Below are 26,001 nucleotides of genomic sequence, written 5' to 3' on the forward strand. Positions count from 1 at the left end.
CCCAGCATGCAGGCCGAACTCGTTCTCGACGCGCGCAACGGCACCGGCGAAAGCCCGGTCTGGCACGCGGCCGAACAGGCACTCTACTGGGTCGACATCCCGGCGCGCGCGCTGCACCGCTGGCATGCCACCGAGGGCCATGCCAGCTGGAGCGCGCCCGAGATGATCGCCTGCATCGCGCCGCGCGCCGACCGGCCCGGCACCTGGATCGCGGGCATGGAGAGCGGCCTGTTCTCGCTCGAACCGCGGGCCGACGGCACGCTGGCCGCCACGTCGGTCGTGCCGGTCGAGCACGCGGCTCCCGCGATGCGCTTCAACGACGGCCGCTGCGACCGCCAGGGCCGTTTCTGGGCCGGCACCATGCTGCTGGACATGGCCGCGGGCGCGCGCGTCGGCCGCCTCTACAGCCACGGCCGGGGCGACGCGAGCGCCGCCTCGCGCCTCGACGACCTGATCGTGCCCAACGGCCTGGCCTGGAGCCCCGACGGCCGCACGATGTATCTCTCCGATTCGCACCCGAGCGTGCAGGCCGTCTGGGCCTTCGACTACGACACCGCCAGCGGCACGCCGTCGAACCGCCGCCTGTTCGTCGACATGAAGCCCCTGCCCGGCCGCCCCGACGGGGCCGCGATGGATGCCGAGGGCTGCTACTGGATCTGCGGCAACGATGCCGGCCTGGTCCACCGATTCACGCCCGGGGGCCGGCTCGACCGCTCGCTCCCGGTACCGGTGAAGAAGCCCGCGATGTGCGCCTTCGGCGGCGCGGGCCTCGACACCCTGTTCGTCACCTCGATCCGGCCGGGCAACACCGACCTGTCGGACCAGCCGCTGGCTGGCGGGGTGTTCGCGCTGCGGCCGGGCGTCACGGGGTTTCCCGAGCCGATGTACGGCACTTGATTGGGTACTTGAGTCTTTGCGCTTTCATTTTCACGACAACCAACGATCAGAGGACGAGACAGACATGAAACTCCAGAAGACACTCATCGCACTTGCAGTCGGCGCCGCGGCCATGCTGACCACCCTGGCCGCCAGCGCCACCGAGTTCCGCTCGGCCGACATCCATCCCGACGACTACCCCACCGTCACCGCCGTCAAGTTCATGAGCGAGCGCCTCAAGGCGCTGTCGGGCGGCAAGCACAGCATCAAGGTCTTCAACAACAGCGCGCTCGGCAGCGAGAAGGACACCATCGAGCAGACCAAGATCGGCGCGCTGCAGATGGTGCGCGTGAACATCGCGCCGATGAACAACATCTGCGCCGAGACGCAGGTGCCCACCATGCCCTTCCTGTTCCGCTCGGTCGACCACCTGCACAAGGTGCTCGACGGCCCGGTCGGCGAGGAGATCCTCAAGTCCTGCGAGAAGCAGGGCTTCATCGGCCTGGCCTTCTACGACAGCGGCGCGCGCTCGATGTTCACGGCCAAGAAGCCGGTGCGCAGCTTCGCCGACATGAAGGGCCTGAAGGTGCGCGTGCAGCAGTCCGACCTCTGGGTCTCGATGATCGAGGCCATGGGCGCGAACGCCACGCCGATGCCCATGGGCGAGGTCTACACGGGCCTGAAGACCGGCCTGGTCGACGCGGCCGAGAACAACTATCCGAGCTACGAGAGCGCGCGCCTGTTCGAGGTGGCCAAGTACTACACCAGGACCGAGCACTCGATGGCGCCCGAGATGCTGCTGTTCTCCAAGCGCGCCTGGGACAAGCTCTCGGCCGAGGAACAGGGCTGGATCCGCCAGGCCGCCAAGGAATCGGTGCCCTACATGCGCAAGCAGTGGGAGGAGCGCGAAGTGAAGTCGCTGGCCACCGTGAAGGCCGGCGGCGCCGAGATCATCGACATCGACAAGGCCGCCTTCCAGGCCGCGATGAAGCCGGTGTACGACAAGTTCATCACCGACGCGAAGCTCAAGGACCTCGTGAAGCGGGTGCAGGACACGAAGTAACCGGACCGGTTCGCTGAATTGGCTCCTTCCCCCGCCGGGGGAAGGCCGGGATGGAGGCACGGCGGCGCCCGACGCAAGCACCGCCTGCCCCCTCTCCTGTCCTTCCCCGAGGGGGAGGAAGAAAGAAGGAAGACCTCATGTACACCAAACTCTGCCGCACGCTCGCGCGTGCCTGCATGTGGCTGGGCATCCTCGGACTCGTCGCGGTGATCTGCGCGGTGAGCTGGCAGGTGTTCGGCCGCTACGTGCTCAACAACACCCCGACCTGGGCCGAGAGCCTGGCGCTGCTGCTGGTGCTCTACGTCACCATGCTCGGCGTGGCCGTGGGCGTGCGCGACGCCGGCCACATCGGCCTCGAATCCTTCCTCGTGCTCGCGCCCGACTGGCTGCGGCTGAAGATGGAATACCTGATCCATGCGCTGATCCTGGTCTTCGGCGCCGCCATGGCCTGGAACTGCGCCGAGCTGGCCGATTCGGTCTGGGAATACCGGCTGCCCACGCTGTGGATCTCCGAAGGCTGGAAGTACATCCCCGCCGCCGTCTCGGGCGTGCTGATCGTCCTGTTTTCCATCGAACACATCATCGCGCTCGCCAAGGGCCGCGAAGTCGAACCCGCCTGGGGATAAGCCGCCATCATGACGATCCCGCTCCTCATCCTCTGCCTCTCGTTCACGCTGTTCCTGCTGCTCGGCGTGCCGGTGGCCTTCTCCATCGGTCTGTCCGCGCTCGCCACCCTGCTCTACGAAGGCCTGCCGCTGGCGGTCGGCTTCCAGCAGATGACCTCGGGCATGGGCATCTTCTCGTTCCTCGCGATCCCCTTCTTCATCTTCGCGGGCGAGCTCATGCTGTACGGCGGCATCGCCGACCGCATCGTCAACTTCGCGCGCGCGCTGGTGGGCCACGTGCGCGGCGGCCTCGGCATGTCGAACGTGGTGGCCTGCACGCTGTTCGGCGGCGTCTCGGGTTCACCCGTGGCCGACGTCTCGGCCATGGGCGCCGTGATGATCCCGATGATGAAGAAGGAGGGCTACCACGCCGACTACGCGGTCAACGTGACGACCCACGCGGCCCTGGTCGGCGCGCTCATGCCCACCAGCCACAACCTGATCATCTATTCGCTGGCAGCGGGCGGCAAGGTGTCGATCGCGGCGCTGATCCTCGCGGCGCTGCTGCCGGCGGCGGTGCTCACGCTCAGCAACCTCGCGGCCGCCTACCTGGTGGCGGTGAAGCGCGGCTATCCCGCGGGCACCTTCCCGGGCTGGGACATCGTGTGGCGCTCCTTCGCCGCCGCGCTGCCCGGCCTGTTCGTGGTGGTGCTGATCCTCGGCGGCATCCTGTCGGGCATCTTCACGGCCACCGAGTCGGCCGCGGTCGCGGTGATCTACGCGCTGCTGCTCACCATCTTCCTCTACCGCACGCTGAAGTGGGAGCACTTCATCAAGGCGGCCTCGAAGGCGGTGCGCACCACCGGCGTGATCCTGCTGCTGATCGGCATCTCGAGCACCTTCGGCTACCTGATCAGCCTCTACGGCGTGGCCGAGCTCACGGGCCAGATGCTGTCGCAGGTCACGACCACGCCGTGGATGATCTTCCTGCTGATCAACATCATCCTGTTCGTGCTCGGCACCTTCCTCGACATGGCGGCCACCATCCTGCTGTGTACGCCGATCTTCCTGCCGATCGCGCAGCACTACGGGATGAGCTCGGTGCAGTTCGGCGTGGTGATGCTGATCAACTGCGCGCTCGGCCTCAACACCCCGCCCGTGGGCACCACCCAGTTCGTGGGCTGCGCGATCGGGGGCGTGTCGGTGGGCCAGGTGATGCGCACCATCTGGCCGTTCTACGGCGCGCTGATCTTCGCGCTCGGCGTCGTGACCTTCGTGCCGGCCTTCTCGACCTGGCTGCCGAGCATGTTCATGGTCGTGCGCTGATGACCGAGCCCGTGCGCCCGCCGCTGTACATCCGCATCCATCCGGCGGACAACGTCGCCATCGTCGCCAACGACGGCGGCCTGAAGGCCGGCGCGGTGTTCGCCGACGGCCTCGCGCTGGTGGACAACGTGCCGCAGGGCCACAAGGTGGCGCTGGCCGATCTCGCCGAGGGCGAGGCGATCCGGCGCTACGACGTGGTGATCGGCTATGCGCAGAAGGCGCTGCCGCGCGGCAGCTGGGTGCACGAGCGCGTGATGCGCATGCCGACCGCGCCCGAGCTCGACGGCCTGCCGATCGCCACCGTCAAGCCGCCGCCGATGGCGCCGCTCGAGGGCTTCAGCTTCGAGGGCTACCGCAATGCCGACGGTTCGGTGGGCACGCGCAACATCCTCGCGATCACGCAGACGGTGCAGTGCGTGGCCGGCGTCACCGAGTTCGCGCTGCAGCGCATCAAGCGCGAGCTGCTGCCCAAGTACCCGAACGTCGACGACGTGGTCGCGCTCGAGCACGGCTATGGCTGCGGCGTGGCGATCGACGCGCCCGACGCGATCGTGCCGATCCGCACCCTGCGCAACATCAGCCTCAATCCGAACTTCGGCGGCGAGGTGATGGTGGTGAGCCTGGGCTGCGAGAAGCTGCAGCCCGAGCGCCTGCTGCCGCCCGGCAGCATCCCGATCGCCGATGGCCGCGATGCCGATCTCGACGTGGTCTGCCTGCAGGACGACGAACACGTGGGCTTCATGTCGATGATCGATTCGGTCATGCGGCAGGCCGAGCAGCACCTCGCGCGACTGAACGCGCGCCGGCGCGAGACCGTGCCCGCGAGCGAGCTCGTGGTGGGCGTGCAGTGCGGCGGCAGCGACGCCTTCTCGGGCGTCACCGCCAACCCGGCCGTGGGCTTCTGCACCGACCTGCTGGTGCGCGCGGGCGCCACCGTGATGTTCTCCGAGACCACCGAGGTGCGCGACGGCATCGACCAGCTCACCGCGCGCGCCAGCACGCCCGCGGTGGCCGAGGCCATGGTCCGCGAGATGGCCTGGTACGACGACTACCTGCGCAAGGGCCGCGTCGACCGCAGCGCCAACACCACGCCCGGCAACAAGAAGGGCGGCCTGTCGAACATCGTCGAGAAGGCGATGGGCTCGATCGTGAAGTCGGGCTCGGCGCCGATCTCGGGCGTGCTCGCGCCCGGCGAGAAGGCCACGCACAAGGGCCTGATCTACACCGCCACGCCGGCCAGCGACTTCATCTGCGGCACGCTGCAGCTCGCGGCCGGCATCAACCTGCACGTGTTCACCACGGGCCGCGGCACGCCCTACGGGCTGGCCGAGGTACCGGTCATCAAGGTCGCCACGCGCAGCGACCTCGCGCGCCGCTGGCACGACCTGATGGACGTGAACGCGGGCCGCATCGCCGATGGCGACGCCACGATCGAGGAGGTGGGCTGGGAGCTGTTCCGCCTGATGCTCGACGTCGCCAGCGGCCGGAAGAAAACCTGGGCCGAGCACTGGCAGCTGCACAACGCGCTGGTGCTCTTCAACCCGGCTCCCGTGACCTGAAAAAAAAGAGGCAGGCGCGGGTATTCCGGACGACCCGGCAAAGGGGGCCGGGCGTCCTTCTTTCAACCGAGAGAGGAGACCGAGGATGCAAAGAACCCGTTTGGTGGCGAGCATGATCGCCGGCGCTGCCCTGCTGGCCGCGTGTGGCGGCGGCGGCGGTGGTGGCGGCGCGAGCTTCGTGCCGCTGCCACCCGCGGCGAACAACCCGCCGCCAGAGACACCCGTGCCGCCCGAGGTGCAGGCAGCCCAGCCGAAGCTGTCGAACACGCCGATGGACGAGATCGTGAGCAGCCACCTGCTGCCCACCATCGAGCGCCTGTTCGCGCAGGTGCGCGCGCAGAAGCTCGACACCGTGCTGCTGGGGCAGAAGGTGTTCGCGCCCGGCAGCAAGGACAAGTTCCTGCCCGGCAAGGTGGCGATCGGCTTTTCGTACATCCTGCTGAACACGCCCAGCTCCGACCCCAAGTACCGCGAGTACATCGACGGCTACCGCGAGATCGCCGACGCGACCATCGACGTGACCAACGACAGCTGGGGCATCTACTACTACATGTCGGCGCTGTGGAAGCTCAAGAAGGCCGGCCTGCTCGAGGGCAGCGGCGCCGCGATCTCGCCGGCCACGCTCGACAAGCTCAAGACCAAACTCAACTGGACCGCCTTCGTCGACCCTGCCGACTATTCGCTGATCGGGTTGCCGACCAACTACTACGGCGTGGCCTTCAGCATCGCGCGCCTGCGCCACCTCATGGGCTGGGAAGGCCCCGAGGCCAGCGAGGCGCTGCTGCAGAAGATGATCAACCACTACAAGACCTTCTCGGCCTTCGGCTTCTCCGACGAGACCGACGGCAGCGGCCGCTTCGACCGCTACAGCGTGCTGCTGATCGGCGAGATCATGCAGCGGCTGATCGAGACCGGCATGACGGTGTCGGCCGAGGACGAGGCCTCGCTCAAGGGCTGGCTGCGCCAGTCGGTGGACGTGATCAAGGTGCGGCTGAACCCGGCCGGCAACGGCGTGGACTACGGCCGCAGCCTCGCGGGCTATGCCGACACGGCCTTCGCCGAGGTGCTGTCGGCGGCCGAGCACATGAACGTGCTGAACGAGGAGGAGAAGCAGATCGCCTATGCCTTTGCCACGCGCGTCACGGCCAAGTACGTGGAGTTCTGGTACGACGCCGAGCTCGGTTCGCTCAACATGTGGCAGAAGGGCCGGCGCGTCGACAGCTACCGCGGCATCGACCGCGTGCTCGGCGAGAACCTGAGCCTGTCGCACCAGCTGATCTACACCAACAACCTCTGGAAGTCGGCCGGCTACGCGCAGAAGGCGCCGGTGTCGACGCAGACCTTCCTGGCCTACCTCGACAGGCAGCCGCGCGCCACGCTCACGAAGTTCGCGGGCTTCGACGGCGCAGCCTCGACCTACGACCGCGGCCTGGTGACCTACCGCGACGGCCTGCGCGTGATCAGCCTGCCGGTGGTCAACGGTGCGAAGACCTATCACCACACCAACCCCTACTTCGCGATCCCCCACTCCTACAACATGCTCTCGGGCGTGGCCGACACCCAGTGGCCGCAGCTGCAGCCGCGCTTCACCGTGGCGACGGGTTCGCAGCCGCTGATCCCCGCGGCCTACCAGAAGAACCTGAAGATCGCCGAGGCCGGCCAGGTTCTGACCGTGAGCTACGACCAGGATGCGATGGACCGCGCCACCTCGGGCAACGATCCGATCAAGGACACGCGCATCACCTCGAGCACGCGCTACACCTTCGAACCCGGCCGGATCACGCGCGTCGACACCTACACGCCATCGGCCGCGCTCGACATCGCGAAGCTCGAGCTCGAGTTCGGCAGCTATTCCGACGGCGCCAGCGCGCTCGGCGGCAATCGCTTCGCCTTCGCGAACGGCGACGTGCAGGGCTTCGAGATCGAGGGCCTGCAGGACTGCGCCGCGGTCGACGTGCGCGAGAACGCCGACTACAACACGCCGACCGGCGCGCTGAAGACCAGCATCCGCTGCAGCACGCCGGCCTTCAGCCTGGCGGCGCCGCTCACGATCAAGTGGGTGCTCAAGTACCGCTCGCCGAGCGTGGCGGGCATCGCGCCCAGGTGACCCACCGCCCGGCCGCCGCGAGACGGCCGGGCTTTTTTTCTCCAACGACGACAAGCCCCATGGAAGACCTCAGGAACAAGACCGCCCTCGTGACCGGCGCCAGCACCGGCATCGGTGCCGCGGTGGCCATCGCCTTCGCCGCGCGCGGCATGCGCGTGGCGGTGCACTACAACAGCTCGGCCGACGCCGCGAACCAGGTGGTCGAGACCATCCGCGCCGCCGGCGGCAGCGCCTTCGCGGTCAAGGCCGACGTGCGCGACACGGCTGCGATCCGCGACTGCGTGCAGCGCACCGCCACCGAGTTCGGCCGCATCGACGTGCTGGTGAACAACGCCGGCAGCCTGGTCAAGCGGGTGCCGATCGCCGAGTTCGACGATGCGCTGTTCGACGAGGTGCTGCATGTCAACGCGCGCTCGGTGCTCGCCTTCTGCCGCGAGACGGTGCCGCTGATGCGCCAACAGGGCAGCGGCAACATCATCAACGTGACCTCGGTCGCGGCACGCACCGGCGGCGGCCCCGCCGCCTACCTCTACGCGGGCGCCAAGGGCTTCGTGAGCACGGCCACCCACGGGCTGGCCAAGGAACTGGTGGGCGACCGCATCCGCGTCAACGCGGTGGCGCCGGGCGTGATCCAGACGCCGTTCCAGGACCGCTTCTCCACGCCCGCGATGCTCGAGAACTTCAGGGCCGGCATCCCGATGGGACGCCTCGGCGAGCCCGAGGAGTGCGTGGGCGCCTTTCTCTTCCTCGCTTCGGAACAGCTCTCGGGCTATGTCACGGGGCAGGTCATCGAGGTGAACGGCGGGCAGTACATGCCCTGAGTTTTCGAAGCAACAACCACTGGAGACAACATGAACAGAAACGACTTCCTCCGCGGCCTCGCCGCCTTCTCGGCGACGGCCGCGCTCTCGCTGGGCCTGGCCGCCACGGCCTCGGCGCAGGCCAGCGACTATCCGAACCGCACCATCGAGCTGCTGGTGCCCTACCAGCCCGGCGGCGGCACCGACGGCCTGGCGCGCGCCTTCTCGGATGCGAGCCGCAAGTACATCTCGCAGCCCATCGTGATCGTCAACCGCCCCGGCGCGGGCGGCGCCATCGGCTGGACCGAGGTGATCAATTCCAAGCCCGACGGCTACAAGCTCGCGGTGCTCACGGTCGAGCTGCTCACGCTGCCGCACCTGGGCCTGGCGAAGTTCAACTACGACGACTTCCAGCCGATCGCGCAGCTCAATGCCGACCCGGCCGCGATCACGGTGAAGGCCGACTCGCCCTGGAACACGATCGAGGACTTCCTCGCCGCCGCGAAGAAGGACCCGGGCAAGGTGAACGTCGGCAACTCGGGCAACGGCTCGATCTGGCACCTGGCCGCGGCCGCGCTCGAGGACAAGACCGGCACCAAGTTCGGCCACATCCCGTTCCAGGGCGCGGCGCCCGCGGTGCTCGCGCTGCTCGGCGGCCACATCGATGCCGTGGCCGTGAGCCCGGCCGAGGTGACGACCCATGTGCAGGGCGGCAAGCTCAAGGTGCTGATGGTGATGGCCGACCAGCGCGTGAAGGGCTTCGAGAAGGTGCCGACCGCGAAGGAGCGCGGCATCGACCTCACGATCGGCACCTGGCGCGGTCTGGGCGCGCCGAAGAACACGCCGCCCGAGGTGATGGCGCGGCTGCGCGAGATCACGGCCAAGACCGCGGCCGAGCCGCTGATGCACGAGGTGATGGACAAGCAGAACCTGGGCTACGTCTACACCGACGGCGCGGCCTTCAAGGAGACGCTGGCCAAGGACAACGCCTACTTCAAGGCGCTGATCACCAAGCTCAACATCAAGCCGTGAGCACCGCCATGCAACGCCGCACCCTGATCCGCAGCGCCCTCGCCACGCCGCTGCTCGCCGCCCTGCCCCATGCCTTCGCCCAGGGCAACTGGCCGACGGGCAAGGCCATCACCTACCTCGTGCCCTTCCCGGCCGGCGGCACCACCGACGTGCTGGGCCGGTTGATCGGCCAGAAGCTCGGCCCGGTGCTCCACACCAGCGTCATCATCGACAACAAGGGCGGGGCCGGCGGCAGCGTCGGCTCGGAGATCGGCGCGCGCGCCGCGCCCGACGGCTACACGCTGGTGGGCGGCACCATCAGCTCGCACGCGATCAACGTGAGCCTTTACCCAAAGATCGGCTACGACCCGCAGAAATCCTTCGCGCCGGTCACGCTGATCGGCACCAACCCGGTGGTGCTGGTGGTGAACCAGGCGAGCCCGCACAAGACGCTCAAGGACGTGCTCGAGGCCAGCAAGGCCAAGGCCGGCGGGCTCTCGTCGGCCTCGGCCGGCACCGGCACCTCGCAGCACCTGGCGCTGGAACTGCTGGCCTACAAGTCGGGCGTGAAGTTCACGCACATCCCCTACAAGGGCAGCGGCCCGGCGATCCAGGACGTGATCGGCGGCCAGGTCGACATGATGTTCGACACCACGGTGGTGGCCGGCCCGCACATCCAGAGCGGCAAGCTGCGCGCGATCGCCGTCACCTCGGCGAAGCGGCTGGCCTCGATGCCCGAGGTGCCGACGGTGGCCGAGTCGGGCATCGCGGGGCTGCAGGACTTCGAGGTGGTGTCGTGGCAGGCGATCTTCGTGCCCGCGGGCACGCCCGCGCCGGTGGTGCAGCGGCTGCACACGGAGATCCGCACCATCCTCGCGACCCCGGAGATGCAGGACAAGCTCAAGGGCTTCGGCATGGAGCCCGCGGACCTGGGCACGGCGCAGATCGCGGCCTTCCAGAAGGCCGAGGTCGAGAAATGGGCGCAGGTGATCAAGGCGGCGGGGATCAAGGCCGAGTAGCGGAAAAGCGCCCGGCGGCCGCGGCCGGGAAATTCCGCGCAATTCGCCCCCGCGAAATCCCGAGGGAAGTTTCCTACGCCCCGGGCCGGGCCCGCTTTATAGAATGCCCCTCCCATCCAAGAACCAGAAGCTCCGCACGTGTCTGATCGCTCCGCTGTCCTGCCCCAATACCTGTTCCCCAAGCAGGCACTGACCAATTTCGCCGGCTGGGTCGCGGGCAAGGAACGGGGAGCGGTCACCACCTGGATCATCCGGCGCTTCGTCGACAAATACGGCGTCGACATGAACGAGGCGCTCGAACCCGATATCGCGCACTACAAGAGCTTCAACCAGTTCTTCACGCGCGAGCTCAAGCCCGGCGTGCGCCCGCTCGCCGACACCGACCTGATCTGTCCCGTCGATGGTGCGATCAGCCAGTTCGGTGCGATCGAGGGCGACCAGATCTTCCAGGCCAAGGGCCACAACTACAGCACCACGGCCCTGGTGGGCGGCGACGCGGCGCTCGCGGCGCAGTTCGCGCACGGCAGCTTCGCCACGCTGTACCTGAGCCCGCGCGACTACCACCGCATCCACATGCCCTGCGACGGGCGGCTGCTGCGCATGATCCACGTGCCGGGCGAGCTGTTCTCGGTCAACCCGACCACCGCGCGCGGCGTGCCGGGCCTGTTCGCGCGCAACGAGCGCGTGGTCTGCGTCTTCGAATCGGCCCATGGCCCCTTCGTGCTGGTGCTGGTCGGCGCCACCATCGTCGGCAGCATGGCGACCGTGTGGCACGGCGTGGTCAACCCGCCGCGCGGGGGCGAGCTGCGCGAATGGCGCTACGACGACCGTCGGATCGAACTGCGCAAGGGCGAGGAGATGGGCCGTTTCTTGCTCGGCTCGACCGTCGTCATGCTGTTCCCCGCGCCCGCGGTGGCCTTCAATTCCGAATGGGCGCCCACGCGCCCCATCCGGCTGGGCGAAGCCATGGCGAATTTTTCGAAGATGTGACGCTTTGTCTCTGGAGCCGCATGCAGCGTACGCCCATAGCTATAAAACTAGTAGCATCGTAATCATTTGAGCTATAGTCCCCGGCCGGAGCGAAGGCCGGAGAGCGGTCCGCCAACCATCAAAAAAGAGCGAGGCCGAGGCACTGCCCACCAGCCGGCCTCCCGCGCAGCACAGATCGCAGAGGAGATGATGACGATGAGTTCCAAGGAAAACGCAGCCATCAGCCAGTTGCTCGCGCTGCTCGAGGCCCGCTATGCGCTGCGTGTGCTCTGGGCCCTGCGCGACGGCCATGCCCAGACCTTCCGGCTGCTGCAGGACAGCGTCGGCGGCATCACTCCCAACACCCTCAACACCCGGATCAAGGAACTGCGCGAAGCCGGCGTGGTGAGCCACGGCGGCGACGGCTACAGCCTCACGCTCAGCGGCCAGGACCTGCTCAAGCGGCTGTCCGACCTGCAGGCCTTCGCGAGCAAGTGGCAGCTCGGCCAGGCCAAGAAGGCGGCGGCGCAACCGGCCGCCGCGGTGCCCGCGGCCGCGACGCCGACGGCCGCGCCCGGGCCACAACCGCCCACGCCGCCGCTGCCCGCGCCCTCCTCACCACCGCCCTCTCCGCCCTCCTCGCCGATCCCGCCGCCGATCTCGGACTGAACCCGGCGGCGCCCCGTCCGGCAAGCGCCGTACTCCGGCCTCGGTAAACTCCGCGCCTTCGATCCCCGGATCGATGCCTTTTCTTTCATCTCGCGAACACATACCGACGCAAGGAGCGTTCACCATGCCCACCACTCCCTCCGGCCTGCAATACGAAGACACCGTCGTCGGCGACGGCGCGGAAGCCAAGCCCGGCCACCACGTGCACGTGCACTACACCGGCTGGCTCTACAACGACGGCGTGCAGGGCGCCAAGTTCGACTCGAGCCGCGACCGCAACGACCCGTTCGCGTTCTCGCTCGGCGCCGGCCAGGTCATCAAGGGCTGGGACGAAGGCGTGGCCGGCATGAAGATCGGCGGCCAGCGCACGCTGATCATCCCGGCCTCGCTGGGCTACGGTGCCCGCGGCGCCGGCGGCGTGATCCCGCCGAACGCCACCCTGAAGTTCGACGTCGAGCTGCTCGACACCCACTGATCGAGCGGCGGGCCCTCGGCTCGAAGGCCCTGCGAAGGGCCTTTTTCATCGCCGGGCCGCCCCAAGATGGAAAACGCCCCCTCGGGGGGCAGCGACCTCACGAAGTGAGGGAGCTCGGGGGCCATCTTTCATGCCCATGCGGCCTTTTCGGCCGCATTTTTTCGCTTGAAAAGCCTCCGGAGGGCCCCAACTGGCCCGCAATCGTTTGTTTCCAGCCCATCGATCAATCCGCTTCCAAAGATGTCCGATCCGCAACAATCCGCCCCGAATTCGCAAACCCTGCACGGCGAACCCAGCCCTGAAGAGCTGGAGGCCGCGCAAGCCGCCAACGAGGCGGACGCGCTGGCCGCGGCCCAGGGCGAGCTCGCCGCGCTGCAGGCCAAGAACGCCGAACTGGCCGACCAGTACCTGCGCGCGCAGGCCGACGTGCAGAACGCCCGTCGCCGCGCCGACGACGAGATTTCCAAGGCCCGCAAGTTCGCGGTCGAAGCCTTCGCCGAGAGCCTGCTGCCGGTGACCGACAGCCTCGAGGCCGGTCTCGCCGTCAAGGACGCCACCCCCGAGCAGATCCGCGAAGGCGCCGAAGCCACGCTGCGCCAGCTCAAGAGCGCGCTCGAGCGCAACAAGGTGATCGAGATCGCGCCGGCCCCCGGCAGCAAGTTCGATCCGCACCAGCATCAGGCGATCTCGGTGGTGCCCGCCGACCAGGAACCGAACACCGTGGTGGGCGTGCTGCAGAAGGGCTACACCATCGCCGAGCGCGTGCTGCGCCCCGCGCTGGTCACCGTCAGCGCTCCGAAGTAAGCCGCCTCGCCCCCCTTCCCCATCCACACGAATTCCACAGGAAAACCCCGTTTCTTCCCTTGAATAGACCCGGGTTATCCACAAGTTCATAACAACATATTTTTCAGGTTTCAGGAGTACAGAACATGGCAAAGATCATCGGCATCGACCTCGGCACCACCAACTCGTGCGTGTCGATCATGGAAGGCAACACCACGCGCGTGATCGAGAACTCGGAAGGCGCGCGCACCACGCCTTCGATCGTCGCGTACCAGGAAGACGGTGAAGTGCTGGTCGGTGCCTCGGCCAAGCGCCAGGCCGTCACCAACCCCAAGAACACGCTGTACGCGATCAAGCGCCTGATCGGCCGCAAGTTCGAGGAAAAGGAAGTCCAGAAGGACATCGACCTGATGCCCTACACCATCGCCAAGGCCGACAACGGCGACGCATGGGTGGAAGTGCGCGGCAAGAAGATGGCCCCGCAGCAGGTCAGCGCCGACATCCTGCGCAAGATGAAGAAGACCGCCGAAGACTACCTCGGCGAAGCCGTGACCGAAGCCGTGATCACGGTGCCGGCCTACTTCAACGACGCCCAGCGCCAGGCCACCAAGGACGCCGGCCGCATCGCGGGCCTCGACGTCAAGCGCATCATCAACGAACCCACCGCCGCGGCGCTGGCCTTCGGCCTCGACAAGCAGGACAAGGGCGACCGCAAGATCGCCGTGTACGACCTCGGCGGCGGCACCTTCGACGTCTCGATCATCGAGATCGCCGACGTGGACGGCGAGAAGCAGTTCGAAGTGCTGTCGACCAACGGCGACACCTTCCTCGGCGGCGAGGACTTCGACCAGCGCATCATCGACTACATCATCGGCGAGTTCAAAAAGGAACAGGGCGTCGACCTCAGCAAGGACGTGCTCGCGCTGCAGCGCCTGAAGGAAGCCGCAGAGAAGGCCAAGATCGAGCTGTCGAACAGCGCCCAGACCGACGTCAACCTGCCCTACATCACGGCCGATGCCACCGGTCCGAAGCACCTGAACATCAAGCTCACGCGCGCCAAGCTCGAGAGCCTGGTCGACGAGCTGATCGAGCGCACCATCGCGCCCTGCCGCCTGGCCATCAAGGATGCCGGCATCAGCGTGAGCGACATCAACGACGTGATCCTGGTCGGCGGCATGACCCGCATGCCCAAGGTGCAGGACAAGGTCAAGGCCTTCTTCGGCAAGGACCCGCGCAAGGACGTGAACCCCGACGAGGCCGTGGCCGTCGGCGCCGCCATCCAGGGCCAGGTGCTCTCGGGCGACCGCAAGGACGTGCTGCTGCTCGACGTGACCCCGCTGTCGCTGGGCATCGAGACCATGGGTGGCGTGATGACCAAGATGATCACGAAGAACACCACGATCCCGACCAAGTTCGCGCAGACCTTCTCGACCGCGGAAGACAACCAGCCGGCCGTGACGATCAAGGTGTTCCAGGGCGAACGCGAAGTGGCCGCGGGCAACAAGCTGCTCGGCGAGTTCAACCTCGAGGGCATCCCGCCGGCATCGCGCGGCACGCCGCAGATCGAGGTGAGCTTCGACATCGACGCCAACGGCATCCTGCACGTCGGCGCCAAGGACAAGGGCACCGGCAAGGAAAACAAGATCACCATCAAGGCGAACTCGGGCCTGTCGGAGGACGAGATCCAGAACATGGTGAAGGACGCCGAGCTCAACGCGGCCGAGGACAAGAAGAAGGTCGAGCTGGTGCAGGCGCGCAACCAGGGCGAGGCCATGGTCCACAGCGTGCGCAAGTCGCTGGGCGAGCACGGCGACAGCCTGGACGCCGGCGAGAAGGAAAAGATCGAGACCGCGATCAAGGAACTCGAGGACGTGGTCAAGGGCGAGGACAAGGCCGCGATCGAAGAGAAGACCAACACGCTGATGACCGCGAGCCAGAAGCTCGGCGAGAAGATGTACGCCGACGCGCAGGCCGCGGCCGGTGCCGCCGGCGGCCCGGGTGCCTCGGCTGGCGCGGAAGCTGCGAGCAGCGCCCCGGCCGACGACAACGTGGTCGACGCCGAGGTCAAGGAAGTCAAGAAGAAGGACTGAGCGTCCGCTCGGTCGAACGGGGCTGGAACACCTGAAAGGGTGCTCCAGCCTTTCTCGCTTCGATCGATACCCGTTTCCAGAAGAAGACCCGAAGACCGCCCCGCCGCCCGACCGAACCTGCCATGGCCACCAAACGCGACTACTACGAAACCCTCGGCGTTCCCAAGAACGCGAGCGACGACGAAATCAAGAAGGCTTATCGCAAGCTCGCGATGAAGCACCACCCGGACCGCAACCACGGCGACACCAGCAAGGACGCCGAGGCCAAGTTCAAGGAGGTGAAGGAAGCCTATGAAATGCTGTCGGACGGCCAGAAGCGCGCGGCCTACGACCAGTACGGCCACGCCGGCGTCGATCCCAACATGCGCGGCGGCCCGGGCGCGGAAGGCTTCGGCGGCTTCGCGGAAGCCTTCGGCGACATCTTCGGCGACGTGTTCGGCGGCGGTGGCCGCGGCCGTGCCGGCGGTGGCCGCCAGGTGTTCCGCGGCAGCGACCTGAGCTACGCGATGGAGATCACGCTCGAGGAAGCGGCCGAGGGCAAGGAAGCCCAGATCCGCATCCCGAGCTGGGACGACTGCGGCACCTGCAAGGGCACCGGCGCGAAGCCGGGCACCAAGCCGATCACCTGCACCACCTGCCACGGCGCGGGCGCGGTGCAGATGCGCCAGGGCTTCTTCAGCGTGCAGCAGACCTGCCCGACCTGCCACGGCAGCGGCAAGATCATTCCCGAGCCCTGCGCGACCTGCCATGGCCAGGGCAAGATCAAGAACAACAAGACGCTGGAAGTGAAGATCCCGGCCGGCATCGACGACGGCATGCGCATCCGCAGCACCGGCAACGGCGAGCCCGGCACCAACGGCGGGCCGCCCGGCGACCTCTACATCGAGATCCGGCTCAAGAAGCACGAGCTGTTCGAGCGCGACGGCGACGACCTGCACTGCGTGGTGCCGGTCAGCGTCACCACCGCGGCGCTCGGCGGCGAGATCAACGTGCCCACGCTCAAGGGCAACGCGGCCATCGACATTCCCGACGGCACGCAGAGCGGCAAGCAGTTCCGCCTGCGCGGCAAGGGCATCAAGGGCGTGCGCTCGAGCTACCCGGGCGACCTCTACTGCCACGTGCGCGTCGAGACCCCGGTCAAGCTCACCGAGCACCAGCGCAAGCTGCTGAAGGAACTCGACGAGTCGCTCAAGAAGGGCGGCGAGAAGCACAGCCCCACCGACAAGGGCTGGTTCGACAAGGCCAAGGAATTCTTCAGCTGAGGACGAAACGCACGGCCCTGCCGTGCTGAACCGTGGCGCACGAGGGGTGCGCCACGGCCTCGAGGCCCCCTGCGGCCTTTTGTTTGCGGCCACGCACGCGAACGGTGCCCCTCGAACGCCTTCGGTGCCACGCACCACAACGGCGCCTTCTTCCGCTTCCCTCCGACTCGCAGCTGGCGCGCTTTCCCACGCCGCGGCGCGCGCCGCGCTCATCAAAAGATGGCGCGCAGATTGCTTTTAGATTTTTTTTGAATGAGCAATAAACCCAAACCGAAGCTGCCGCGTTATTGAAGGACAGCGTTGTTTTTTTGAGTCAACGGGCTCAATAGGAGGTGCTTGCCGTTAAAACACGCAAAGGACGCATATGTCGATTGCCATAGGTATTTTCACTGGCAGACTGGTTTACCCGAACCGGTTTGCGGAACCTGGGAATTTAGCTGGAATTCGCAAACTCGTGCACGATTTTTTTGTTGAACTTTACTCGTGACTGTGGTTCTGAATTAACAACTATTTCCCGGGTGCACTCTTTGCTTTATGCTGATTGTGCAGATTGTGTTTAAGGGAGTTTTCCAAGGCATGCAGCCCTGGGCGGCCACACCTTTTTCAAAAGATGCGACGCTTTCGGACTGCAGGATTTCGGGCTTTAAAGGCCCGCTGACTTGACGGAGGCGTGACCATGGATGTGATCAGCAACTTTGCAGCGCGTTACGAGCGCACTCGCGAAGAGGTCCTTTCACTGCAGGACTACCTGGAACTCTGCAAACGGGATCCGATGGCCTACGCCACGGCTTCCGAGCGCATGCTCAAGGCCATCGGCGACCCCGAACTGGTCGACACCCGCAACGACTCCCGCCTTTCGCGCATCTTCGCCAACAAGGTCATCAAGATCTACCCGGCGTTCAAGGAGTTCTACGGCATGGAGGAGGCCATCGAGCAGGTGGTGTCCTATTTCCGCCACGCCGCGCAGGGGCTGGAGGAAAAGAAGCAGATCCTCTACCTGCTGGGCCCGGTCGGCGGCGGCAAGAGCTCGATCGCCGAGCGCCTCAAGCAGCTCATGGAGCACGTGCCCTTCTACGCGATCCAGGGTTCGCCGGTGAACGAATCGCCGCTCGGCCTGTTCGACGCGGCCGAGGACGGCGAGATCCTCGAGAAGGAATACAACATCCCGCGCCGCTACCTGCAGCGCATCCTCTCGCCCTGGGCCGTCAAGCGGCTCGAGGAGTACGGCGGCGACATCCGCCAGTTCAAGGTGGTGAAGCGCTACCCCTCGGTGCTGCGCCAGATCGCGGTGGCCAAGACCGAGCCCGGCGACGAGAACAACCAGGACATCTCCTCGCTGGTCGGCAAGGTCGACATCCGCAAGCTCGAGACCTATGCCCAGGACGACCCGGACGCCTACGCCTATTCGGGCGGCCTGTGCCTCGCGAACCAGGGTCTCCTGGAGTTCGTTGAGATGTTCAAGGCGCCGATCAAGGTGCTGCACCCGCTTCTGACCGCCACGCAGGAAAGCAACTTCAAGGGCACCGAGGGTTTCGGCGCGATACCGTTCGACGGCATCGTGCTGGCCCACAGCAACGAGAGCGAGTGGAAGGCTTTCCGCAACAACAAGAACAACGAGGCTTTCCTCGACCGGATCTACATCGTCAAGGTGCCCTACTGCCTGCGCGTGTCCGAGGAGATCAAGATCTACGAGAAGCTGGTGCGCAACTCCTCGCTGGCCCAGGCGCCCTGCGCGCCCGGAACCCTGCGCATGATGGCGCAGCTGTCGGTGCTCACGCGGCTCAAGGAACCCGAGAACTCGAGCATCTTCAGCAAGTCGCAGGTCTACGACGGCGACAACCTCAAGGACACCGACCCCAAGGCCAAGTCGATCCAGGAGTACCGCGACTACGCGGGCGTCGACGAGGGCATGAGCGGCGTCTCCACGCGCTTCGCCTTCAAGATCATCTCCAAGGTCTTCAACTTCGACAGCTCCGAGGTGGCCGCCAACCCGGTGCACCTGATGTACGTGCTCGAGCAGCAGATCGAGCGCGAGCAGTTCCCGCAGGAGGTCGAGCAGAAGTACATCAGCTACATCAAGGAGCTGCTGGCGCCGCGCTATGCCGAGTTCATCGGCAAGGAGATCCAGACCGCCTACCTCGAGAGCTACAGCGAGTACGGCCAGAACATCTTCGACCGCTACGTGACCTACGCCGACTACTGGATCCAGGACCAGGAGTTCCGCGACGTGGACACCGGCGAGGTCTTCGACCGCGCCTCGCTCAACGCCGAGCTCGAGAAGATCGAGCGGCCGGCCGGCATCGGCAACCCGAAGGACTTCCGCAACGAGATCGTCAACTTCGTGCTGCGCGCGCGGGCCGGCAACAACGGCCGCAACCCCGCCTGGACCAGCTACGAGAAGCTGCGCGCGGTGATCGAGAAGAAGATGTTCTCCAACACCGAGGAGCTGCTGCCGGTGATCAGCTTCAACACCAAGAGCAGCGCCGACGAGCAGAAGAAGCACGAGGACTTCGTCACGCGCATGGTCGAGAAGGGCTACACCGCCAAGCAGGTGCGCCTGCTGTGCGAGTGGTACCTGCGCGTGCGCAAGAGCTCGTAGCGCGCACCGCCAACGGAGCACGCCAACGCCCATCGTTTTGCAAGGAGCTTTGAAACCATCGTGGCCATCCTGCAGCAGATCATCGACCGCCGGCTCTCGGGCAAGAACAAGTCCATCGGCAACCGCGAGCGCTTTCTCCGGCGCTACCGCGGCCAGATCCAGGAGGCGGTACGGCGAGCCGTGAGCGGCCGCAACATCCGCGAACTGGAACAGGGCGAGGATGTGACGCTGCCGCGCCACGATGTGTCGGAGCCGGTGTTCGGCCATGCGCGCGGCGGCGACCGCGAGTACGTGCACCCGGGCAACCAGGAGTACGTGCGCGGCGACCGCATCAAGCGCCCCGAGGGCGGCCAGGGCGGCAGCTCGGGCAGCGGCGAGGCCAGCGACAGCGGCGAGGGCAACGACGACTTCGTGTTCCACCTCACGCGCGAGGAGTTCATGCGCGTGTTCTTCGACGACCTCGCGCTGCCGCACCTGATCCGCACGCAGATCGCCGACGTGCCCGAATGGAAGAGCCACCGCGCGGGCTTCACCAGCGACGGCACGCCCAACAACCTGCACGTGGTGCGCTCGATGCGCGGCGCGCTGGCCCGGCGCATCGCGCTCGGCGGCGAACCGCGCAAGGAACTGCGCCGGCTCGAGGCGCACCTGCTGCACCTGAAGGCGCATCCGCAGGCCACGCAGCCCTTCATCCAGAACGAGATCGCCGAGACCGAGGCACGCATCGAGGAGTTGCGCCGCACCGCGCGCCACGTGCCCTACATCGATCCGATCGACCTGCGCTACCGCAACCGCGTGAAGACGCCGGTGCCCAGCGCCAAGGCCGTGATGTTCTGCCTCATGGACGTCTCGGGCTCGATGGACGAGGCGCGCAAGGACATGGCCAAGCGCTTCTTCATGCTGCTGTACATGTTCCTCACGCGGCACTACGAGACCATCGACCTGGTGTTCCTGCGCCATCACACGCAGGCGCAGGAGGTCAGCGAGGACGAGTTCTTCCACGCCACCGAGACCGGCGGCACCGTGGTGTCGAGCGCGCTGGTGCTGATGGACGAGATCGTGCGCGCGCGCTACCCCAGCGGCGAATGGAACATCTACGGCGCGCAGGCCAGCGACGGCGACAACTGGCACCAGGACAGCGGGCGCTGCCGCCAGCTGCTCGAGGAGAACATCCTGCCGAAGGTGCGCTACTACGCCTACGTGCAGGTGGCCGAGACCGAGCAGAACCTGTGGCAGGAATACGCGCAGCTCGAAGGCATCGAGCCCAACTTCGCGATGCGCAAGGTGTCCGAGGCGAGCGACATCTATCCTGTGTTCCGCGACCTGTTCAAGAAGGAAGGAGCCAGCGCATGACCTCCGCCGATCGCCCTCCTTCGGCACCGCCGCTGCCGACCGCCGCCACCATCCCGCAAGGCAAGCTCGAGCGCTTGCCGAGCCCCTCGGACTGGACCTTCGACCTGATCGAGCGCTACCACACCGAGATCGCGCGCACCGCGCGCGGCTACGGCCTCGACGTCTACCCGAACCAGCTCGAGATCATCACGGCCGAGCAGATGATGGATGCCTACGCCAGCGTGGGCATGCCGATGATCTACAGGCACTGGTCGTACGGCAAGCAGTTCATCGCCACCGAGAAGAACTACCGCCGCGGCCACATGGGGCTGGCCTACGAGATCGTGATCAACTCCGATCCCTGCATCGCCTACCTGATGGAAGAGAACACCATGGCCATGCAGGCCCTGGTGATCGCGCACGCGGCCTATGGCCACAACAGCTTCTTCAAGGGCAACTACCTGTTCCGCATGTGGACCGATGCGTCCTCGATCATCGACTACCTGGTCTATGCGCGGCACTACATCGCCGAATGCGAGGAGCGCCATGGCGTGGACGAGGTCGAGAAGCTGCTCGACTCCTGCCATGCGCTGATGAACTACGGCGTGGACCGCTACCGCCGGCCGCAGAAGCGCTCGCTGGCGCAGGAGAGCGCCCAGCGCGCCGAGCGCGAGCGCCACATGCAGCAGCAGGTCAACGACCTCTGGCGCACGCTGCCGCGGCGCAGCGAGCAGAACGCCGGCTCGGAATCGGCGCCGCGCTTTCCGCTCGAGCCGCAGGAGAACCTGCTCTACTTCATCGAGAAAAACGCCGCGCTGCTCGAGCCCTGGCAGCGCGAGGTGGTGCGCATCGTGCGCAAGATCGCGCAGTACTTCTATCCGCAGCGCCAGACCCAGGTCATGAACGAGGGCTGGGCCACCTTCTGGCACTACACGCTGCTCAACACCATGTACGACCGCGGCCAGCTCGACGACGGCTTCATGATGGAGTGGCTGAGCTCGCACACCGGCGTGATCTTCCAGCCGCCGGTGGGCCACCGCGCCTATAGCGGCATCAACCCCTATGCGCTCGGCTTCGCGATGTACACCGAGCTGCGCCGCATCTGCGAGAAGCCCACCGACGAGGACCGGCGCTGGTTCCCCGACTTCGCGGGCAGCGACTGGGTGGCCACGCTCGACTACGCGATGCGCAACTTCAAGGACGAGAGCTTCGTGGGCCAGTTCCTGAGCCCGAAGACCATGCGCGACTTCCGCCTGTTCGCGATCCGCGACCATCAGAGCGAATCCGAGCTCGAGGTCTCGGCGATCCACGACGACAGCGGCTACCAGGCGCTGCGCGAATCGCTGTCGCGCCAGTACGACCTCGGCAGCCGCGAGCCCGACATCCAGGTCTGGAACGTCAATATGCGCGGCGACCGCTCGCTGACGCTGCGCCACACCCAGCGCAACAGCCTGCCGCTGCACGACGATGCCGAGGAGGTGCTCAAGCACGTGGCGCGGCTGTGGGGCTTCGACGTGCACCTCGAGAGCGTCGATGCGCAGGGCCGCATCAGCCGCAGCTGGAAGGCCTCGGCGCCGCGGGCGCTGTACTAGCCGAGCCGAGGCTCAGGGCACGAGCGCGGCGATCGCCAGCGTGTAGCCCTTCACGCCCAGCCCCACGATGATCCCGCGCGCCGCCGGCGAGATGTACGAGCGGTGGCGGAACTCCTCGCGCGCATGCACGTTCGAGATGTGCAGCTCGATCAGCGGCACGCTCGCGCCCTTGATGGCGTCGTGCAGCGCGATCGAGGTGTGGGTGTAGGCCCCCGGGTTCATCACCACGCCGAGCATGGTGCCGGCCGCCACCTCGCGGCCCGCTTCCTGGATCCAGTCGACCAGCACGCCTTCGTGGTTGGTCTGGCGGCACTCGATCGCCACGCCGAGCTTCGCGCCCGTTTCATGGCACAGGCGCTCCACGTCGGCCAGCGTGTCGCGGCCGTACTGTTCGGGCTCGCGCGTTCCCAGGAGGTTGAGGTTGGGGCCGTTGAGGACGAGGATTTTCTTCATGATGGATCGGGCTGGCAGCACGCGTCGGACGGGCCGCCATTATGGTCTGGCACCCGCCCTGCCCCGCCGGGCCGCGGACGAGCCGACGTAGTAGTTGTACGAGTCGATGTCGACCACGCAGCGCGCCATCAGGTCGACGAAGGCGCGCAGCTTCTGCCCCATGTAGCGCTGCCGCTGGTAGGCGCAGTAGATGCGCCGCGGCTGCGGCTGCCACTGCGGCATCACCGGCACCAGCACGCCCTGCGCCAGCTCGGGCCGCACGAAGAAGGCCGGCAGGAGCGCGATGCCCAGGCCGTCGATGCAGAAGGTCTTCATCACCCAGTGGTCGTTGGTCTCGAAGGTGGGTTCGGGTCGGTAGGCATGGCGGCCCGACGCGCCCGACACCAGCAGCACCTGCGAGGGCCCCGCGGCCTCCTTCATCACGATCGCGCGGTGCGCCGCCAGGTCGTCGGGCGAGCGCGGCGTGCCCTGGCGCTCGAGGTACTGCGGGCTCGCATAGAGGCCGTGGTTGAGCTGGCCCAGCAGCTTGGCGACGAGGTTCGGCGCGTCGGGCGGCTCCGAGCACACGTAGCAGTCCACGTCGCCGATGTTCGGCGCGTTCGGCCGGCTCGCCACGTCGAGCTGGCAGCGCACGTTGGGATGCGACTCCAGGAACAGCTTCACCACGTGGCAGACGAAGGAGGTGCCGAACTGGGTGTCCGACAGCAGCGAGAGGCTGCCCGACACGCCGGTGGTGATCTCCTGGATCTCGGTGCGCGCCGTCTCGAGCCGGCCCGTGACCTCGCCGAGCAGGTCCTCGCAGCGCACGAAGAAGGCACGGCCCGCCTCGGTCGCGGTGATGCGGCGCGAGCTGCGCATCAGCAGCTGCGCGCCCAGCAGTTCCTCCAGCCGCGTGAGCTGCCGGCTCAGCGTGGCCTTCGAAACCCCCGACAGGCTCTCGGCCCGCGTGAGGCTGCCGCTTTGCACGACGAGCACGAAGGCCTGCACCAGCGCCAGGTCGATGCCGGTCACGCGCGCTCCCTGTCGGCGAGGGTCGGCCGTTTCAGAAATGAAAAGTTGCGTCTCGGCATGTGGCTTTCATCGGAGGGCGGGACACGATACGGTCGGCGCGGGCGTGGCGAATGCTATGCCATGTCCCACGGAGTACCCCATGACGAATTCCACCGCCTTCCCCTGGCACCCCGTCGCCCCTTCGGCCGGGCTGCGCCCCGGCGCCAACATCGTCGCCGGCTTCGCCGAGGGCCAGGAGCTCGCGCTCTGGCGCTCGGCCGACGGCGCGGCCCAGGCCTGGGAGAACCGCTGTCCGCACCGCAGCGTGCGCTTCACGCTCGGCCAGGTGGTCGAGAACCGCCTCTCCTGCGCCTACCACGGCTGGCAGTACGCCGCGGGCAACGGGCAGTGCGTCGGCATTCCCGCCCATCCGGCGATGCCCGCGCCGCGCAACGTCTGCGCCAGGGTGTTCGGCGCGGTCGACGCGGCGGGCATGCTGTGGGTGAACCTGGCGCACGAGGGCGACGCGGCGCCGCCCGCGCCGCAGGCACTGGCCGATGCCGTGCCGGCCGGCTGGCACTTCTGCCGCACGCTGACCTTGCGCGCCGGCGCGCGACAGGTGCGCGAGGCACTCCCACGGCTGGGCTTCGCGGCCGGCGCCGCCCCGGGCGCCTGGCGCGGCACGCTCGGCGGCACGCCGACCGTCGCGCTGCTGCTCGACGCGCAACCGCAACTGGCCTTCATCCACCTGTGGACCGGGGCCGCCCCGGGCTCCGAGGCCATGAGGACCCTGCACGCGGCCGCGCGAACCCTGCGCGGCGACATCGAACAACCCGAGACCTGAAGGAAGCACGATGCCCTTCGTCACCGACGACCCCAACATGCTCGACGACTGGCTGGTCGTCGGCCCCGCGAGCGCGCTCGCCGGCCGCTCGCAGCGGCAGCCCTACGGCACCTGCCTGCTCGGCGCCACGCTCTCGCTGTGGGCCGAGGCCGATGGCACGCCGCAATGCCGGCTCGGCACGCAGCCGCTTTCCGTGCAATCGCGCCACGGCTACCTCTGGGTCTGCCCCAGCGGCCGGCCCGCGCGCCCGCTGTTCGAGTTTCCGGAGTACACCGAGCCCGGGCGCCGCCTCGTCGACTGCGGCGGCATCGGCGTCGCGGTGTCGGGGCTGCGCGTGATCGAGAACTTCCTCGACATGGCGCACTTTCCCTTCGTGCATGCCGACTACCTCGGCAAGGTGCCGCACACCGAGGTCGCCCGGTACGAGGTGGCGATCGAGCCCGCCACCGGCGAGATCTGGGCCACCGACTGCCGCTTCTGGCAGCCGCGCGCCTCGGCCGCGCACGACAGCGGCGCCGACGTGCGCTACACCTACCGCGTGATGCAGCCCTTCTCGGCCATGCTCTACAAGTCGAGCCTGCGGCCCGAGGCACGGGACGCGATCGGCCTGTTCCTGCAGCCGCTCGACGACGAGCACGTGATCGCCCACACGGTGCTCGCCTACTTCGACGACGTGTCGAGCGACGCCGAGCTCATCGCGTTCCAGCACACGATCTTCGGCCAGGACAAGCCGATCCTCGAGAACCACGCCTTCAAGCGCATGCCGCTCGAAGGCCGCGCCGAGACGCCGACGCGCGGCGACACCACCTCCGTCACCTACCGCCGCTGGCTGCGCGAACGCGGCATGCGCTTCGGCACGAGGGCCGCCACATGACGACGCTGCTCAGGCTCCACGACTACCCGCTCTCGGGCAACTGCTTCAAGGTGCGGCAGCTGCTGGCCTGGCTGGCCGTTCCCTACGAGGCCGTGCCGGTCGACTTCTACCCGGGGCGCGCGCACAAGTCGGCCGCGTTCCTCGCGCAGCTCAACCCGCTCGGCCAGATCCCGGTGATCGAGGACGAGGGCTTCGTGCTGCGCGATGCGCAGGCGATCCTGGTCTACCTCGCGAGCCGCCACGACGCCCAGCGGCGCTGGTACCCCGACGATCCGAGGCTGCGCGGCCAAGTCGCGATGTGGCTCGCCACGGCCGACGAGATCACGCGCACCGCCTCGGCCGCGCGGCTGCACGACGCGCTGGGCTACCGCCACCTCGACATCGAGGCCTGCCGCGCCGGTGCGCGCGCCGTGTTCCGCGTGCTCGACGACCACCTGGCCGAGCAGGCGAGCGCCGGCCTGCGCTGGCTGGCCGCGGCGGCCGAGCCGACGATCGCCGACCTGGCCTGCTTCCCCTACGTGGCGCTGGCCGGCGAAGGCGGCATTTCGCTCGACGAATTTCCCGCCCTGCGGCACTGGGTCTGGGATTTCCGACATCTGCCCGGGTTCATCGGCATGTCGGGTATCTTCCCCGCTGGCCCCGCCTGAGTATCCTTGGGGCTTCGCGCCGCCTGCCGGCCCCCATTCCTTCCCTCCTCCCCCCT

At 67.4% G+C, this 26,001-nt stretch carries 22 protein-coding genes and 1 pseudogene; 21 read left to right on the plus strand and 2 right to left on the minus strand.

Translation table 11 applies throughout. The features are described from left to right. Positions 1-6 precede the first annotated feature (6 nt). The 18 genes and pseudogenes from ACEN9J_RS10430 (at position 7) to ACEN9J_RS10515 (ending at position 22,137) form a co-directional block, all read left to right on the plus strand. Positions 7-897, plus strand: coding sequence for an SMP-30/gluconolactonase/LRE family protein (locus ACEN9J_RS10430; protein WP_413764558.1), 891 nt, complete (start codon positions 7-9; stop codon positions 895-897). Between the two features lie 64 nt (positions 898-961). Then, positions 962-1,939, plus strand: coding sequence for a TRAP transporter substrate-binding protein (locus ACEN9J_RS10435; protein WP_261210498.1), 978 nt, complete (start codon positions 962-964; stop codon positions 1,937-1,939). Positions 1,940-2,076: 137 nt separating this feature from the next. Then, a complete protein-coding gene (locus tag ACEN9J_RS10440) occupies positions 2,077-2,565 on the plus strand; it encodes a TRAP transporter small permease (RefSeq protein ID WP_057594505.1) in 489 nt (162 codons plus the stop codon). Between the two features lie 9 nt (positions 2,566-2,574). Beyond that, positions 2,575-3,870, plus strand: a complete 1,296-nt coding sequence (locus ACEN9J_RS10445) for a TRAP transporter large permease (protein ID WP_057594506.1) — start codon at positions 2,575-2,577, stop codon at positions 3,868-3,870. Continuing rightward, positions 3,870-5,429: a galactarate dehydratase gene (gene garD / locus ACEN9J_RS10450; RefSeq protein ID WP_261210497.1), complete on the plus strand. Its 1,560-nt coding sequence runs from the start codon at positions 3,870-3,872 to the stop codon at positions 5,427-5,429. Before ACEN9J_RS10445 ends, garD begins: the two co-directional genes overlap by 1 nt. An 85-nt stretch (positions 5,430-5,514) precedes the next feature. Beyond that, positions 5,515-7,536 carry a hypothetical protein gene (locus tag ACEN9J_RS10455; RefSeq protein ID WP_413763995.1) on the plus strand — a complete coding sequence of 674 codons (2,022 nt, stop codon included), beginning with the start codon at positions 5,515-5,517 and terminating at the stop codon, positions 7,534-7,536. 59 nt (positions 7,537-7,595) lie between these two features. After that, the gene (locus ACEN9J_RS10460; protein ID WP_413763996.1) at positions 7,596-8,357 is read left to right on the plus strand and encodes an SDR family NAD(P)-dependent oxidoreductase; all 762 of its coding nucleotides are present in this window, start codon (positions 7,596-7,598) and stop codon (positions 8,355-8,357) included. Positions 8,358-8,387: 30 nt separating this feature from the next. Beyond that, a complete protein-coding gene (locus ACEN9J_RS10465) occupies positions 8,388-9,368 on the plus strand; it encodes a Bug family tripartite tricarboxylate transporter substrate binding protein (RefSeq protein WP_057594510.1) in 981 nt (326 codons plus the stop codon). Positions 9,369-9,376: 8 nt separating this feature from the next. Further along, entirely contained in the window at positions 9,377-10,366 is a 990-nt protein-coding gene (locus ACEN9J_RS10470; RefSeq protein WP_057594533.1) for a Bug family tripartite tricarboxylate transporter substrate binding protein, read from the plus strand. Between the two features lie 138 nt (positions 10,367-10,504). Continuing rightward, positions 10,505-11,356: an archaetidylserine decarboxylase gene (asd, locus tag ACEN9J_RS10475; RefSeq protein WP_413763997.1), complete on the plus strand. Its 852-nt coding sequence runs from the start codon at positions 10,505-10,507 to the stop codon at positions 11,354-11,356. 195 nt (positions 11,357-11,551) lie between these two features. After that, positions 11,552-11,854, plus strand: a pseudogene (locus tag ACEN9J_RS10480) (winged helix-turn-helix transcriptional regulator); the annotation flags it as partial. A gap of 274 nt (positions 11,855-12,128) precedes the next feature. Then, on the plus strand, positions 12,129-12,479 hold the full coding sequence (locus ACEN9J_RS10485; RefSeq protein WP_057594512.1) for an FKBP-type peptidyl-prolyl cis-trans isomerase: 351 nt from the start codon (positions 12,129-12,131) through the stop codon (positions 12,477-12,479). Positions 12,480-12,719: 240 nt separating this feature from the next. Next, on the plus strand, positions 12,720-13,283 hold the full coding sequence (grpE, locus tag ACEN9J_RS10490; protein WP_057594513.1) for a nucleotide exchange factor GrpE: 564 nt from the start codon (positions 12,720-12,722) through the stop codon (positions 13,281-13,283). A gap of 125 nt (positions 13,284-13,408) precedes the next feature. After that, positions 13,409-15,352 carry a molecular chaperone DnaK gene (gene dnaK, locus ACEN9J_RS10495; RefSeq protein WP_057594514.1) on the plus strand — a complete coding sequence of 648 codons (1,944 nt, stop codon included), beginning with the start codon at positions 13,409-13,411 and terminating at the stop codon, positions 15,350-15,352. A gap of 122 nt (positions 15,353-15,474) precedes the next feature. Beyond that, a complete protein-coding gene (gene dnaJ, locus ACEN9J_RS10500; RefSeq protein ID WP_057594515.1) occupies positions 15,475-16,614 on the plus strand; it encodes a molecular chaperone DnaJ in 1,140 nt (379 codons plus the stop codon). A 676-nt stretch (positions 16,615-17,290) separates the two neighbouring features. Further along, positions 17,291-19,213, plus strand: coding sequence for a PrkA family serine protein kinase (locus ACEN9J_RS10505; RefSeq protein WP_057594516.1), 1,923 nt, complete (start codon positions 17,291-17,293; stop codon positions 19,211-19,213). Between the two features lie 60 nt (positions 19,214-19,273). Next, entirely contained in the window at positions 19,274-20,566 is a 1,293-nt protein-coding gene (locus tag ACEN9J_RS10510; RefSeq protein WP_413763998.1) for a YeaH/YhbH family protein, read from the plus strand. After that, positions 20,563-22,137: a SpoVR family protein gene (locus ACEN9J_RS10515; protein WP_413763999.1), complete on the plus strand. Its 1,575-nt coding sequence runs from the start codon at positions 20,563-20,565 to the stop codon at positions 22,135-22,137. The genes ACEN9J_RS10510 and ACEN9J_RS10515 overlap by 4 nt, the downstream gene beginning before the upstream one ends. Before the next feature lie 12 nt (positions 22,138-22,149). On the opposite strand, the gene aroQ is transcribed toward ACEN9J_RS10515, so the two are convergent. Next, positions 22,150-22,590, minus strand: a complete 441-nt coding sequence (aroQ, locus tag ACEN9J_RS10520; RefSeq protein ID WP_057594519.1) for a type II 3-dehydroquinate dehydratase — start codon at positions 22,588-22,590, stop codon at positions 22,150-22,152. Between the two features lie 39 nt (positions 22,591-22,629). Beyond that, on the minus strand, positions 22,630-23,601 hold the full coding sequence (locus tag ACEN9J_RS10525) for a LysR family transcriptional regulator (RefSeq protein WP_413764000.1): 972 nt from the start codon (positions 23,599-23,601) through the stop codon (positions 22,630-22,632). A 139-nt stretch (positions 23,602-23,740) separates the two neighbouring features. Between ACEN9J_RS10525 and ACEN9J_RS10530 the strand changes: the two genes are divergently transcribed. The 3 genes from ACEN9J_RS10530 to ACEN9J_RS10540 are packed head-to-tail and all read left to right on the plus strand — an operon-like array spanning position 23,741 to position 25,945. Next, positions 23,741-24,424, plus strand: coding sequence for a Rieske 2Fe-2S domain-containing protein (locus ACEN9J_RS10530; RefSeq protein WP_413764001.1), 684 nt, complete (start codon positions 23,741-23,743; stop codon positions 24,422-24,424). A 10-nt stretch (positions 24,425-24,434) separates the two neighbouring features. Then, positions 24,435-25,298: an aromatic ring-hydroxylating dioxygenase subunit alpha gene (locus tag ACEN9J_RS10535; RefSeq protein WP_413764002.1), complete on the plus strand. Its 864-nt coding sequence runs from the start codon at positions 24,435-24,437 to the stop codon at positions 25,296-25,298. Continuing rightward, positions 25,295-25,945 carry a glutathione S-transferase family protein gene (locus ACEN9J_RS10540; protein WP_413764003.1) on the plus strand — a complete coding sequence of 217 codons (651 nt, stop codon included), beginning with the start codon at positions 25,295-25,297 and terminating at the stop codon, positions 25,943-25,945. The genes ACEN9J_RS10535 and ACEN9J_RS10540 overlap by 4 nt, the downstream gene beginning before the upstream one ends. Positions 25,946-26,001: the final 56 nt, after the last annotated feature.

It is taken from the genome of Variovorax sp. Varisp41 (assembly GCF_047325085.1).
GTDB lineage: Bacteria > Pseudomonadota > Gammaproteobacteria > Burkholderiales > Burkholderiaceae_C > Variovorax.